A 14212-nucleotide genomic window follows, 5' to 3' on the forward strand; every position below is an offset into this window, starting at 1 on the left:
TCCCATATGTTTTCGGGCACGCCATATAATGATCGTATGGTGCCGGCGCGTTGCGGCGCGGAAATGCGGGTGCTAGGGCGGCGGCGACGCAGCCGGACGGCGGCGAAGGGGCCAGTACGACATCATGCGGATTATGGTCGGTCGATGAGCGTTTCCGACGCCGGTCCCGCGGGTGCGGACACCGACGCGCCGACCGAGGCGCAGCATGGCCATGGGCAGCAGAGCCTGCTGAAACTGTCGGTCGGTGCGATCGGCATCGTGTTCGGCGATATCGGTACGAGTCCGCTCTATGCGTTTCGCGAGACGTTCGCGGGGCATCACCCGCTGACGCCGGACCGGTTGCACGTGCTGGGCGTGCTGAGCCTGATCTTCTGGTCGATGATGCTGGTCGTCACGATCAAATATGTCAGCATCATCATGCGCGCCGACAACAAGGGCGAGGGCGGCAGCCTGGCGCTGCTGGCGCTGATCAACCGCAAGGGCGGCGGCAAGCGGCGCTGGAACAAGGGAATCGTGCTGCTGGGCGTGTTCGCCACCGCGCTGTTCTACGGCGACAGCATGATCACGCCGGCGATTTCGGTGCTGTCGGCGGTGGAGGGCCTGGCCGTGGTGGAGACCGCGTTCGCGCCGCTGGTGCTGCCGATCGCGATCACGATCCTGGTCGGGCTGTTCTTCATCCAGGCGCGCGGCACCGCGAAGGTCGGCATGCTGTTCGGCCCGATCATGCTGGTGTATTTCACCGTGCTGGCGGGGCTGGGACTGCTGCATATCGTGCAGACGCCGACGATCTTCGAGGCGCTGAACCCGGTGCATGCCGCGCGGTTCTTCGTCGCCGAAGGGGTGAGTGCGTTCCTGGCGATGGGATCGGTCGTGCTGGCGGTGACCGGGGCGGAGGCGCTGTACGCCGACATGGGGCATTTCGGGCGGAACCCGATCCGCGTGTCCTGGATGTTCTTCGTCCTGCCCGCGCTGATGCTGAACTATCTGGGGCAGGGCGCGATGCTGCTGTCGTTGAGCCCGGCCGAGGCGATGCAGGCGATCCATAACCCGTTCTTCCTGCTGGCCCCGGAGAATTTCCGGCTGCCGCTGGTCATTCTGGCCACGATGGCGACGGTGATCGCCAGCCAGGCGGTTATATCCGGCGCGTTCTCGGTGACGCAGCAGGCGATCCAGCTGGGCTTCATGCCGCGGCTGCGCATCGTCCATACGAGCAGCCAGGCGGCGGGGCAGATCTACATCCCGGCGATCAACTGGGCGTTGATGGTGATGGTGATCCTGCTGGTGCTGACGTTCCGGTCGTCGAGCAATCTGGCGGCGGCGTACGGGATCGCGGTGACGGGCGCGATGCTGATCGATACCGCGCTGATCGCGGTGGTGCTGGTCAGCCTGTGGCACTGGAACAAGCTGTGGGCCGGGTTCCTGGTGGCCGTATTCGGCATCATCGACGTCGCCTATTTCGGGGCGAACCTGACCAAGGTGCCGGACGGCGGCTGGTTCCCGCTGCTGATCGGGTTCCTCGCGTTCACGCTGCTGACGACCTGGGCGCGCGGGCGGCAGCTGATGATCGACCGGATGCGCGAATCCGCGATGCCGGTGCAGGTGTTCGTGAAATCCGCGGCGAGCAGCGCGACGCGCGTGGCGGGCACGGCGGTGTTCATGACATCCAGCGCGGAAGGTGTGCCGCATGCGCTGCTCCATAATCTAAAACACAACAAGGTGCTGCACGAGCGGGTGATCCTGCTGACCGTCAAGATCGAGGACGTGCCCTATGTCATCACCGGGCGGCGGACGGTGATGGAGGATCTGGGGCAGGGCTTCTTCCGGCTGGTCATCCGGTTCGGGTTCATGGAGGAACCCGACGTGCCGGGCGCATTGAAGGATGTCGAGAATTGCGGGCAGGGGTTCCGGATGATGGACACCAGCTTCTTCCTGGCGCGGCAGACGCTGATCGCATCGTCCCGGCCGGGGATGGCGATCTGGCGCGAGAAGCTGTTCGCATGGATGCTGCGCAACGCGGAAAGCGCGATGGAATTCTTCAAGCTGCCCACCAACCGCGTCGTGGAATTGGGCAGTCAGGTCGAGATCTGAGGGCGGATGGCGGAGGTTTGACCAACGATTCGTCATCCAGACGGAAGTCAGGATCCATTATCGCTACGGTCGGATCAGCCTTGAGCGTAGTGACAAGGGATCCCAGCGTCCGCTGGGGTGACGGCGAAGAGGTTGCGCAGTTGGGCGAAGTGGCAATCTCCTCGATGGCCGACCGATGCGCGTAGCGATCCTGCTGGCGGCGGGGCGGTCGCGGCGGTTCGGGCGGGCGAACAAGCTGCTGGTGCAGAGCGGCGGGCTTCGGCTGATCGACCGCACGCTGGCGATCGCGCGCGCGGCACCGGTGGCGCGGGTGGTGGTGGTGACCGGGCATGACGCGCCCGCCGTGACGCGGGCCGCGCGCGGGGTGCGGACGACGATCGTCCACGCGCGGGACCATGAAGCGGGGATGGGCGCGAGCCTGGCCGCCGGGCTGGCTGTGTTGCGCCCGCGCGAGCGGGAGGTGATCGTGCTGCTGGCCGACATGCCGGGGGTGCCGGGCGGACTGGCGGCGCGTCTGTGGCGGGCCTTGCGGCCGGGGGACGCCGGCGTCCGGCCGGTATGGCGGGGGCTGCCGGGGCATCCGGTGCTGCTGCGCCTGCCACTGGTGCAGATGCCGACGGGCGATGCCGGGCCGGGGCGGGGCGCGCGGTTGCGGCCGGTGCCGGGACCGCGGGGTTGCGTGCAGGACGTCGACACGCGCGGGATGCTGGCGCGCGCCGTAACCAAGCGCCGCCCCGCGCGTTAGAGGCTCCGTTCAAGCAGGGGCGACATGGTGGAAGACATAGCAGGATGGATCGCGCCGATCGCGACGATGGTGGCGGCGATGATGACCGCCGCCAATCTGGGCACGCGGACGACGGGCTGGGGCTTCGTGGTGTTCACGGTCGGGTCGATCGCCTGGATCGTCGTCGCCACCGCATCCGGGCAATCCAACCTGCTCCTTTCGAACGCGTTCCTGACCGCGGTCAACCTGGTCGGCATCTGGCGCTGGCTGGGGCACCGGGCGCGTGTGGAGGACAGTGCGTCCGCCGCCATCGCGCGCAGCCGCGCGGACGGGGCGGTCCCGGTACTGTTGGCGGCGACCACGTTGCAGGGTCGGGCGGTCAAGGGGCAGGACGGGGCGGTCGTGGCGACCGCGGTGGAGGCGATGGCGGACTGTCGCGACGGGCGGATTGACTATCTGATCGTCAGCGTCGGCGGGCTGGCCGGGGTGGGCGAGACGCTGCACCGCCTGCCGTGGCGGCGCGTGACGGTGCATGACGACGGGCTGGCGACGGACCTGACGCCGGACGATGCGCGCGCGCTGGCGGGTGCGGAGGCATGATGGCGCCGCTGATCCTGTCCGCCCTGTTCGGGCCGGCGGACTTCGACTATCTCGACGGGCTGCGGCGCGCGCATTTCCCGCCGGACCGCAATGTCATCGCAGCGCATCTGACCTTGTTTCACCACCTGCCGCCATCGGTGGCGGACGAGGTGGAGCGGCGCGTCGCCGAACTGTGCCGGGCCGCGCCGCCGGCGGCGGTGATATCGGAACCGGTCAATCTGGGGCGCGGCGTCGCGTTGCGGGTACGCAGCCCCGAACTGGCGGCGATGCGCGCGGACCTGGCCGAGGCGTTCGCGACGATGCTGACCCCGCAGGACGGACAGGGCTGGCGCGCGCATGTGACGATCCAGAACAAGGTCCGGCCCGAGGAGGCGCGGGCGCTGCTGACGACGATGCGGGCGGGGTGGCGCGAAAGGCCGCTGGCGATCGTCGGGCTGGCGGGCTGGTGGTATCGCGACGGGCCTTGGGAGGTGGCGTTCCGGCGGAGTTTCCGCGGGGTAGAGTAAGAGGGGAAAATTGCTTCCGGCCGTGGCCGCGGCGGAGGTGAACTCCGACCTGTTTCAACTCGCGAGAAGAAGCGGGATCCCGGATCAAGTCCGGGATGACGGCTCTCGAGGGTGTCGCTTCATTTGTCGTCAAATGCTGCGCCGCCGCTGTAGTCATCCCGGCTTCCGCCGGGATGACGGTCTCGGGGCGATGACAGGGTGGACCCCCGCTTCCGCTGTCTGCTCAGTCGATCTGGCCGATGCCGGTGCAGCTGAGGTCGAAGGCCGCGAGACCGGCGTCGAGGTAGCCGGCGAGCATCGGCATTTCCATCAGCTGTTCCGCCGGGGTTTCGCCGCCGCGGTCGTTGGCTTCCTCAAGCGCCTCTTCCCACTCGGTCGATTCGTAGGTGCCGCGACCGATCCAGGCGAGTGCCAGCACCTCGGCGATCTGATCGTCGGCCAGGTCATCGAGTGCGGCGGCCATTTCCTCTTCGACCACGGTGTTGGTCTCGTCGTCCATGACGGCGAAGGCATCGTCGGCGTCGAGCGGATCCTCGTCCTCGTCGGCGGTCAGCCCCGGGACCTGCGCTTCCATCTCACGCGCGCGGATGATGAGGCGGCAGACCGTCTCGAGCGATACCGTAAGTTCCATTGCCGTCTCCTGTCGAGCCTATCGACCCCCCGAACGACACGCGCGACCGCTGGTTCCGCAGCGTCGAGCGACGGCAATGCTTTGTCGAAAAAGGAAATCGCAGAGCAGACTGGTCTGTTGTGGTGGTAGCGAAGGAGGGACTTGAACCCCCGACCCCAGGATTATGATTCCCGTGCTCTAACCAGCTGAGCTACTTCGCCATACCCGGCAGTCCGCTCTGCGATGGCGGGGCCTATAGCAGCGCGGGCGGCGCGGTCAACCGCTTGTCGCGTCAGCGGTCGGCACGGCGGAGGCTCGACGGCGGGGCGGGGTGCGCGCTAACAGCATGTCGTCCGTCCCTGTCCGAAAGACCGCCATGTCGCGTGTGCCCATCGTTCTTGCCGCCCTCCTGTCCTCGGCCGCCGGCGCGCAGGTGCCCGCCCAGCCGCCTGTCCAGGCCGCTGCGCCGCAGGCGTTGACGCTTGACCGGGTGTTCGCCAGCCCGTCGCTGAACGGCGCGGTGCCGCGCAGCCCGAAACTGTCACCCGACGGAAAGCTGGCCACGCTGCTGCGCGCGCGCGCGGACGACCGCGACCGTTACGACCTGTGGGCGGTGGACACCACGACCGGGCAGTCGCGGATGCTGGTGGACAGCCGCAAGGTCGGGAGCGGCGCGGAGATATCGGAAGCGGAAAAGATGCGGCGTGAGCGGGCCCGCGTCGGCGGAACGCGCGGCATCGTGGACTATGACTGGGCGCCGGACGGCAAGGCGCTCCTGGTCCCGATCGACGGCGACCTGTATCTGGCCGGGCTGGACGGTGCGGTCCGCCGGCTGACCGCGACGCCCACGTCGGAAGTGGACGCCGCGGTATCGACCGGCGGGCGCTACGTCAGTTTCGTGCGCGATCAGGACCTGTACGTCGTCGATACGGGGTCGGGCGTGGAACGGCGGCTGACCAGCGGCGGGGGTGGCACGGTGACCTGGGGATCGGCCGAATTCGTCGCGCAGGAGGAAATGGACCGCCATACCGGCCATTGGTGGGCACCGAACGACGCGCGGATCGCGGTCGCGCGGGTGGACGAGGCTAAGGTGAAGGTCGTGACGCGCGCGGCGATCGGCGCGGAAGGGACGCGGTTGTTCGAACAGCGTTACCCGGCGGCCGGCACCCCTAATGCCGATGTGCAGCTCTATATCATGGCACCGGACGGGACGGGGCGGGTGAAGGTGGACCTTGGGACCGATCCGGACATCTACCTGGCGCGGGTCGACTGGTCGAAGGATGGCGGGTCGCTCTACGTCCAGCGCGAGAGCCGGGACCAGCACAGGCTCGACCTGCTGGAGGTGGACCCCGACACGGGCAAGTCGAAGCTGCTGTTCAGCGAGACGGCCAAGACCTGGATCAACCTGAACGACGGGCTGCATTCGTTGAGCGACGGCAGCCTGATCTGGATGTCGGAGCGCAGCGGCTATGCGCATATCTATCGCTATGCGCGGGGCAAATGGTCCGCGCTGACCAAGGGCGACTGGGCGGTGAAGGACGTGGTCGGCGTCGACGAGACGGGAGGCAAGGTGTATTTCCTGGCCAATCGCGACAGCCCGATCGAGCAGCAGCTCTATTCGGTCGACCTGACGAAGCCGAAGGCGCCGGTGCAGTTGACCGAGACCGGCTGGTTCAACGGCGCGACGATGGACCGGACCGCGACCAAGGCGCTGGTGTTCCGATCGAACCCGTCGCAGCCGCCGCAGGTGTATCTGGCCGATGCGGCGGGCGCGCGGGTCGCGTGGATCGAGGAGAACCGGCTGGATGCCGCGCACCCCTATGCGCCGTATCTGCCCGGCCATGCGGTGCCGGTGTTCGGGACGCTGAAGGCCAGGGACGGCAGCGAATTGCAATATAAGCTGCTGTCGCCGCCGCGCGAGCCGGGCAGGCGCTATCCGGTGTTCGTGCAGGTGTATGGCGGGCCGGGGGCGGGGCGGCAGGTGACGCGCAGCTGGGGACCGGCGATCCAGCAATATCTGGTCGATCGCGGGTGGATCGTGTTCTCGGTCGACGGGCGCGGGACGCCGGATCGCGGCGCGGCGTTCGAGAACCAGATCTACAAGGCGATGGGGACCGTGGAGGTCGAGGACCAGCTGACGGGCGTTGCCTGGCTGAAGGCGCAGCCGTTCGTCGATCCGGGCAAGATCGCGGTCAATGGCTGGTCCTATGGCGGGTACATGGCGCTGAAGCTGCTGGAGAAGGCACCGGGCGTGTTCGCGGCCGGTGTGTCGGGCGCGCCCGTGACGCGGTGGGAACTGTACGACACCCATTATACCGAACGCTACATGGGCAACCCGGCGACCGATGCGAAACCCTATGCCGCGTCCGATGCTCTGCCGTTCGCCACGCAGATCCGCGATCCGTTGCTGATGCTGCACGGCATGGCGGACGACAATGTGGTGTTCGAGAATTCGACCGCATTCTACGCCAAGCTGCAGGAGGCCAAGCTGCCGTTCGAGATGATGGCGTATCCCGGAAAGACGCACGGCGTGTCGGGCGAGGGCGCGCAGACCCATGTGTGGCGAACGATCACCGATTTCCTGGACCGGCAGGTCGTGGGGGCGGTGAACGAGAGGGTCGCCAAGTAGCGGTGGTCGTATTCCGGCGAAGGCCGGGACCCAGACTCGGCCGTTCCATCTAGACCTCGGCCTTTGCCGGGGTACGGGATGTTTCGGATATCTCGACTTGCTCTCGCCCGCCGTGGCGCTTACATCCAGGGCATAATGCGGCCGCTCCCCAAAAACCGGGGGGCGGCCCTTTCTTTATCCGGAGTGTTTCATGTCCCAGCCCCTCATGCCCCATGCGACCGCGTCGTGGCTGGTCGACAACAGCGCGCTGAGTTTCGAGCAGATCGCCGCCTTCTGCGGGCTGCACATCCTGGAGGTGCAGGCGATCGCGGACGACATGGCGGCGACCAAGCTGACCGGGCGTGACCCGATCCGCGCGGGCGAGCTAAGCCAGGCGGAGATCGACAAGGGCCAGGCGGACCCGGACTATCGCCTCGTCATGCTGAAGGGGCCGGACCAGGTCCGCCGGACTAAGGGGCCGCGCTATACCCCCGTGTCCAAGCGGCAGGACAAGCCGGATGGCATCAGCTGGATCATCCGCAACCATCCGGAAGTGACCGACGGCCAGATCGGCAAGCTGATCGGCACGACGCGCGACACGATTTCCAAGATCCGCGACCGCAGCCACTGGAACATCGCGAACATCACGCCGAAGGATCCGGTGACGCTGGGCCTGTGTTCGCAGCGCGAGCTGGACGCGTTGGTCGCCAAGGCGGCGAAGGCGGCTGGCATCGAAGCACCGACCGACACGCGGCTGGACGGCGACCGCAGCGCGTTGATCGAGGAACTGCGCGCCCAGCGCGAGGCCGCGGCGAACGCGCCAGAAGGGGCCGCCCCGCTGTTGCCGGGCGGCATCGTCGATCCGTTCAAGCGTCGCGACTGACAGGCGCAGTGACGGGGGCAGCGGCGGCGCGTTTCGCCGCGCGCCGCCACGCCAGCGACCGGGCGTTGAGCGCGTGGAGATCGGCACCGGCCAAGACGGCTTCACCCAGCCGGACCGCGGCGATCAGCTCGGTATCCGAGATATGGGCATAGGCCGGGCGGCCGGCGACATGATCGTACCAGCAGCCGCCCAGCGCATTGTCCAGCAGGATGCGCTGGAAACAATGATCGGCCGAAACAGGCCAGTCGCGCGCCGCCGCGGATCGTGGCAGAACATGTCGGGTAAGATCCAGCCAGCGCGCCTGAAGCGTCGCGCGGTCGGCAAGCGGGAGCGGTGTCATCGAACAGGAACGCGCGGGCGGCCAGCCCGTTGCGGCATGTACCAAGGGAACGGTGACGCGATGCGGCTGAGAATCGATGCGACGTTGGATTACCAGCTGCCGGAACCCTATGACGTCCTGCTCGCGATCGAGGCGGCACCGACGGCCGACCAGCGGCTGATCGAGGACGGTCTGACGGTGCAGGGCGCGGGGCCGCTGCGCACCGTGCCGGGCGAGGACGGCGTCGGGCGGCGCACGCTGATGCGCGCGTCGGGCGGGCGTTTGCTGGCGACCTATCACGGGGTGTTCGACGTGGAGCGGCCGGCACCGCAGCTGGCGGGTCTGGCCCGCGTGGCGACGCGCGACCTGCCGGGCGACGTGCTGCCGTTCCTGTGGCCCAGCCGATATTGCGAGTCCGACAAGTTTTCGGGTTTCGTCCACCGCGAGTTTCCGGGGCTGGACGGCGGCACCAAGGTCGCGGCGATGGCGGACTGGGTACACCGTCATGTCGACTATGTCATGGGATCGAGCGACGGGACGACGACTGCGGTCGATTGCTTCGTGCATCGGGCGGGCGTGTGCCGCGATTTCGCCCATCTGATGGCCAGCCTGGCGCGGGCTGACGGTATTCCGGCACGGGTGGTGTCGGCCTATGCCTGGGGGCTGGAACCGGAGGATTTCCACGCGGTGGTGGAGGTCTGGCTGGACGGCGGCTGGCATCTGGTGGACGCGACGCGGCTGGCCAAGACGGAGGGCATGGTGCGGACCGCGGTGGGACGCGACGCCACCGACATCGCGTTCATGACGGTGTTCGGTAGTGCGCGACTGAACAATCAGCAGGTGCGGGTGACCCGGCTGGATTAAGGGACGGACGGTTGGCCGTCAGACGCAGCGCCGTTTGGTTCGAGCTTGTCGAGAACGCTGCGCCCGGTTCTCGACAGGCCGAAGCAAACGGGTTCCGGAGATTGCCTGGACCGGAGGCGAAGCCCCTACGAAGTCACCACCCGGACATGGCGGTAGCGGGCTTCGACCAAGCTGTAGAGACCGAAGCAGAAGAGGCCGGCGGCGACGATGCCGAGCAGGACGGGGCCATAGGCCTGTTGCTGCAGTTCGGAAAGCGCCTGGCCCATGCCGCCGGCGCGGGCGGCCTCGCTCGTCCAGCCGGCCATGACGAAGAACCAGCCGGTTATGACGAACACGACCGCGCGGGCCGCATAGCCCAGCCGGCCGATCGTGCGGACATAGGCGGGGGCGGGGGTGACGCCGTCGAGGTTCTTCAGGAAACTGGCCTTGTACGCCCTAACCGCCTGGATGCCGGCGACGACGAACAGGATGAGACCGACCACGCCGATCAGCAGCGGCCCGGCGGGTTGTTCGAGCAGCCAGCGGGTCCAGTCCTGGGCCTTGGCATCGCCCGGCGCGCTGCCGCCGGTGACGGGCGTGCGCGTGGCCAGCTTGACCGCGGTCCAGGCGAGCAGGACGTGCGCGATCCCGCTGATCGCGAAGCCGAGCCGTTTGAACGCGCCCTTCGCATCGATGCCGACCCGTTCGGGATCGAACGCCGCCTGCGTCAGCCGCCAGAAGGCATAGCCCGCCAGCCCGACCGCGACGACGCCGAGCAGCACGCGACCGAACGGTTCGTCGATTAGGCTGGCCATCGCCGCCTGGTTGTCGGTCGGTGCCCCGCCGGTGCGGGCCGCGTCGATCGCGAACCAGCCGACGAGAATATAGACCAGCCCGCGGGCCGCGAAACCCAGTCGCGCCAGCCAGTTCGCACCTTGTTCCGTCATGTCAGCCAACCCCCCATAAATCGTTCCGGCTGCATAATGGCCGGCGGCGGATACCGTTCCGTCAGCGCAGTGCGGTGCGGACGCCGGGCAGGATGCGGCGGACCACCACGGCCACGCCGCGCGGGTTCGGGTGCATGCCGTCGGCCTGCAACAGCGCGCGGTTGCCCGCCACGCCGTCCAGAAAGAACGGATAGAGCGCGGCGCGATATTTGCGTGCCAGTTGCGGGAAGATCGGTTCGAAGGCGGCGGCATAGCGGCGGCCGAGGTTCGGGGCGGCGCGCATGCCGGCGAGCAGCACCGGGATGCGCCGGCGGCTGAATTCCGCCAGGATCGCGTCCAGATTCGCGCGGGTCTGCACCGGGTTCAGCCCGCGCAGCATGTCGTTCGCGCCCAGTTCGACGATGGCGAGATCGGGTTTGGCCTTCAGCCCGCGCAGCACCCAGGCGAGCCGTGCGCGTCCGGCGGCCGTGGTGTCCCCCGACACGCCGGCGTTGTAGACGCGCACCGGTGTTCCGCCGGCGCGCAACGCGGCCTCCAGCCGGGTCGGGAACGCCTGTGCGGGGGCAAGGCCGTAGCCGGCGGTCAGGCTGTCGCCGAACGCCAGGATCAGGCGGTCCGCCGCCGCCGCGGGGGTCGCGGCCAAAACGCAGAGCGCCGCCATGATCGCTTGGAGAAGCCGTCTGGCCCGTCCATAGGGATTCGTCCCGTCAGTCATCGGATGTCCTCATCGCCATGTCGATCGACCCTATCGCGATCCGCGCGCGCAATGTCACCCTCGCGCTCGGCCGGGGGGCGGCGCGGGTGGAGATATTGCGCGGAATCGACCTGGATATCGCGACCGGCGACAGCGTGGCGCTGCTGGGGGCCAGCGGATCGGGCAAGTCGTCGCTGATGGCCGTCCTGTCCGGGCTGGAACGCGCGACGGGCGGCGAGATACTGGTGGCCGGCGCGGATTTCGGCGCGCTGGACGAGGATGCGCTGGCGCTTGCCCGGCGGGGGCGGATCGGCATCGTGTTGCAGGCGTTCCACCTGTTGCCGACGATGACCGCGCTCGAAAATGTGGCGGTGCCGCTGGAGCTGGACGGGGTGGACGATGCGTTCGCGCGTGCCGCGGCGGAGCTGGCGGCGGTCGGACTGGGCCATCGGACGGGGCATTATCCGGCGCAACTGTCGGGCGGGGAACAGCAGCGCGCGGCAATCGCGCGGGCGATCGTATCCGGCCCGGCGATCCTGTTCGCGGACGAACCGACCGGCAACCTGGACGAGACGACGGGCGCGGCGATCCTGGACCTGCTGTTCGCGCGGCGGGCGGAGACAGGCGCGACGCTGCTGATGATTACGCACGACCGGGCGCTGGCCGAGCGATGCGACCGCGTGCTGGAGATGCGCGACGGGCGGATCGTCGGCGACAGGCGGACGGCGTGAGGGTTTCGGGCGTGGTCCGCCTCGACTTCGGCCGTCATCCCAGCAGACGCTGGTATTCCTTATCACTCCGGTCGGGGCTGGATTCCGGCGGAGCGATAATGGATCCTGACTTCCGTCAGGATGACGGTGAAGGGCACGGCGCGTGAGCATCGCGTGGCGGCTGGCGTTGCGCGATCTGCGGGGCGGACTGGTCGGCCTGCGGTTGCTGGCGGTGTGTCTGTTCCTGGGGGTCGCGGCGATTGCGGGCGTCGGGTCGCTGTCGTCGGCGATCGTGGGCGAGCTGCGCGCGCAGGGCCGCGTCATACTGGGCGGGGACCTGTCGCTGTCGCTGTCGCAACGGCAGGCGACGCCGGCCGAGCGTGCCGGGATCGCCCGGCTGGGCCGCATAGCAGAGAGCGCGTCGTTGCGCGCCATGGCGGCGCGCCGCGACAATGGCGAGGCGGTGCTGGCCGAACTGAAGGCGGTCGACGCGGCCTATCCGCTCTACGGCCGGCTGACCGTCGCGCCCGGTGCGGAGACCCCAAGGCCGGGCGGCGGACGGGTGCTGATCGCCCCGGCGCTGGCCGATCGGTTGCGGATCGGGGTGGGCGACCCGATCCGGCTGGGCGAGGCGATGCTGCGCGTGGGCGGGATCATCGCAGAGGAGCCGGACCGCGTCGGCGACGGGTTCGTGCTGGGACCCGCCGTGCTGATCGGGATGGCGGACCTTGGCCGGACGGGCCTGATCCAGCCGGGCAGCCTGTACAACTGGCGGTACAAGGTGGCGATGCCGGCCGGCACCGATGCGGCGGCGGCGGGAGTCGCGCTGAATCGCGCCTTTCCGGAAGCGGGGTGGCGGGTGCGCGACAGCAGCGACGGCGCACCGAGCACGCGGCGCTTCATCGAACGGATCGGCCAGTTCCTGACGCTGGTCGGGCTGACCGCGCTGCTGATCGCCGGGATCGGCGTGGGGAACGGGGTGGGGGCCTATCTGGGCGGCAAGCGCCCGGGGATCGCGACGCTGAAGACGCTGGGCGCGTCGTCGGGCACGATCTTCCGGATCTACCTGATCCAGGTCGGGCTGGTCGCGGTGGGGGCGGTCGTGCTGGCGCTGGTGGCGGGCGCCCTGGTGCCGTCGCTGGTGGTGGCGCTGGCGGGGGCGGCGTTGCCGGTCGCGCCGGGGTTCGCGATCCAGCCGCGGCCATTGGCGTTGGCGGCGGCGTACGGCCTGCTCGTGACGTTCGCATTTGCGCTGGCACCCTTGGCGCGTGCGCGGGCGGTGGGCGCGGCGTCGCTGTTTCGTGGTGGCGTGGAGCGGGCGGCCCGACCGGCGTGGCGCGTGGTCGTCGGGGTGGTGGCTGCAATCGGGACGGCGGCGGCGCTGGCGGTCGGGACCGCGCGGGAACCGCTGTTCGCGGCGGGGTTCCTCGGGGCGGCGGCGGTGCTGCTGGGCCTGCTCGCGCTGATCGGCTGGGGGGTCAGGGTAGCGGCGGCGCGGCTGCCGCGGTCGCGCCGGCCATTGCTGCGGCTGGCGATCGCGAACCTGCATGCGCCGGCCGCGCAGACCGACCGGCTGGTCGTCGCGCTGGGCCTGGGGCTCAGCCTGTTCGCCACGCTGGCGGTGATCCAGACCAATCTGGGCGGGCAGATCCGCAGTACGGTGCCGGACCGCGCGCCAGCGTTCTTCATGCTCGATATCCCGTCGGCGGAGGTCGACCGATTCCGCGGGCTGATCGCCGGGACCGCCCCCGGCAGCACGCTGACCATGGTTCCGTCGTTGCGCGGGCCGGTGGTGGCGGTGAAGGGCGTGCGCGTTGCGGAGATGAAGAATGTGCCGGAGGGCGCGTGGATCCTGCGCGGCGACCGTGGGCTGACGTTCGCGCAGGACCTGCCGGCGGGTAACCGCATCACCGAAGGGCGCTGGTGGCCGGCGGGCTATGCGGGGCCGCCGCTGGTGTCGATGGATGCGGAGGCGGGCCGGTTGCTGGGGCTGAAGATCGGCGATGCGATCACGGTATCCGCGCTGGGCGTCGAGGTGCCGGCGACGATCGCGTCGTTCCGCGAAATCAAGTGGGACAGCCTGGGGTTCAATTTCGTGCTGATCTTTTCGCCCGACACGTTCGCGGGGGCGCCGTTCAACTATATGGCGACGCTGGACCTAGCCCCGGGGCGCGAGACGGCGGTCAACCGCGCGGTGACGGCGGCGTTCCCGTCGGTCAGCCTGATCCGGGTCAAGGACGTGATCGACCAGGTCGGCACGCTGCTGGGCCAACTGGCGACGGCCGTGGCGGCGGCCTCCGCCGTCGCGATCGCGGCGGGGATCGCGGTGCTAGTCGGCGCGATCACCGCATCGCGCGCGGCGCGGGTCTATGATGCGGTGCTGCTGAAGATGCTGGGCGCACGGCGGATCCAGATACTGGCAGTGCAGGCGATGGAATATGCGGTGCTGGCGTTGCTGGTGTCGGCGGTCGCGCTGGCGGTGGGGGCGGCGGCCGGGTGGTATGTGGTGGTGCAGGTGTTCCAGCTGGAATGGGGGCCGGACTGGTCCGTCGTGCTGGGCACGCTGGCGGGGGGCGTGCTGCTGATCCTGGCGATCGGGCTGGCGGGGGCGCTGCCGGCGCTGGCCGCGCGGCCAGCGCGGGCGTTGCGCGATATGTGACGGGTTGTCTTAGGCTTTGAG

The 14212-nt window shown here is 69.1% G+C and carries 13 protein-coding genes and 1 tRNA gene; 9 read left to right on the forward strand and 5 right to left on the reverse strand.

All coding sequences use genetic code 11. The features are described from left to right. Window positions 1-144 precede the first annotated feature (144 nt). The 4 genes from BKY59_RS16855 (at window position 145) to BKY59_RS16870 (ending at window position 3918) form a co-directional block, all read left to right on the forward strand. Entirely contained in the window at window positions 145-2088 is a 1944-nt protein-coding gene (locus tag BKY59_RS16855) for a potassium transporter Kup (RefSeq protein ID WP_076073275.1), read from the forward strand. A 175-nt stretch (window positions 2089-2263) separates the two neighbouring features. Then, the gene (locus BKY59_RS16860) at window positions 2264-2833 is read left to right on the forward strand and encodes a nucleotidyltransferase family protein (protein WP_076073276.1); all 570 of its coding nucleotides are present in this window, start codon (window positions 2264-2266) and stop codon (window positions 2831-2833) included. 24 nt (window positions 2834-2857) lie between these two features. Continuing rightward, window positions 2858-3412 (forward strand): PRC-barrel domain-containing protein, encoded by a 555-nt coding sequence (locus tag BKY59_RS16865; RefSeq protein WP_240500160.1) that lies wholly within the window; start codon window positions 2858-2860, stop codon window positions 3410-3412. After that, the gene (locus BKY59_RS16870) at window positions 3409-3918 is read left to right on the forward strand and encodes a 2'-5' RNA ligase family protein (RefSeq protein ID WP_076073277.1); all 510 of its coding nucleotides are present in this window, start codon (window positions 3409-3411) and stop codon (window positions 3916-3918) included. The genes BKY59_RS16865 and BKY59_RS16870 overlap by 4 nt, the downstream gene beginning before the upstream one ends. A 223-nt stretch (window positions 3919-4141) precedes the next feature. On the opposite strand, the gene BKY59_RS16875 is transcribed toward BKY59_RS16870, so the two are convergent. Next, the gene (locus BKY59_RS16875) at window positions 4142-4549 is read right to left on the reverse strand and encodes a DUF3775 domain-containing protein (RefSeq protein ID WP_076073278.1); all 408 of its coding nucleotides are present in this window, start codon (window positions 4547-4549) and stop codon (window positions 4142-4144) included. 123 nt (window positions 4550-4672) lie between these two features. Further along, a tRNA-Met gene (locus BKY59_RS16880) sits at window positions 4673-4749 on the reverse strand. 155 nt (window positions 4750-4904) lie between these two features. Between BKY59_RS16880 and BKY59_RS16885 the strand changes: the two genes are divergently transcribed. Next, window positions 4905-7157, forward strand: a complete 2253-nt coding sequence (locus BKY59_RS16885) for a S9 family peptidase (protein ID WP_083672215.1) — start codon at window positions 4905-4907, stop codon at window positions 7155-7157. A gap of 190 nt (window positions 7158-7347) precedes the next feature. After that, entirely contained in the window at window positions 7348-8019 is a 672-nt protein-coding gene (locus BKY59_RS16890) for a DUF1013 domain-containing protein (RefSeq protein WP_076073279.1), read from the forward strand. On the opposite strand, the gene BKY59_RS16895 is transcribed toward BKY59_RS16890, so the two are convergent. Further along, window positions 8003-8359, reverse strand: a complete 357-nt coding sequence (locus tag BKY59_RS16895; RefSeq protein WP_076073280.1) for a hypothetical protein — start codon at window positions 8357-8359, stop codon at window positions 8003-8005. The two genes, BKY59_RS16890 and BKY59_RS16895, sit on opposite strands and share 17 nt — an antisense overlap. A 60-nt stretch (window positions 8360-8419) precedes the next feature. Between BKY59_RS16895 and BKY59_RS16900 the strand changes: the two genes are divergently transcribed. Continuing rightward, a complete protein-coding gene (locus tag BKY59_RS16900; protein WP_076073357.1) occupies window positions 8420-9202 on the forward strand; it encodes a transglutaminase-like domain-containing protein in 783 nt (260 codons plus the stop codon). A gap of 125 nt (window positions 9203-9327) precedes the next feature. On the opposite strand, the gene BKY59_RS16905 is transcribed toward BKY59_RS16900, so the two are convergent. Continuing rightward, entirely contained in the window at window positions 9328-10128 is an 801-nt protein-coding gene (locus BKY59_RS16905; RefSeq protein WP_076073281.1) for a DUF1206 domain-containing protein, read from the reverse strand. A gap of 61 nt (window positions 10129-10189) precedes the next feature. Continuing rightward, on the reverse strand, window positions 10190-10789 hold the full coding sequence (locus tag BKY59_RS16910) for an arylesterase (protein WP_240500166.1): 600 nt from the start codon (window positions 10787-10789) through the stop codon (window positions 10190-10192). A gap of 71 nt (window positions 10790-10860) precedes the next feature. Between BKY59_RS16910 and BKY59_RS16915 the strand changes: the two genes are divergently transcribed. Continuing rightward, complete coding sequence (locus BKY59_RS16915; RefSeq protein WP_076073283.1) at window positions 10861-11553, forward strand: ABC transporter ATP-binding protein; 693 nt, start codon at window positions 10861-10863, stop codon at window positions 11551-11553. Window positions 11554-11695: 142 nt separating this feature from the next. Next, entirely contained in the window at window positions 11696-14191 is a 2496-nt protein-coding gene (locus tag BKY59_RS16920; protein WP_076073284.1) for an ABC transporter permease, read from the forward strand. Window positions 14192-14212: the final 21 nt, after the last annotated feature.

The sequence above is a fragment of the Sphingomonas montana genome, assembly GCF_001956315.1.
GTDB lineage: Bacteria > Pseudomonadota > Alphaproteobacteria > Sphingomonadales > Sphingomonadaceae > Sphingomonas_R > Sphingomonas_R montana.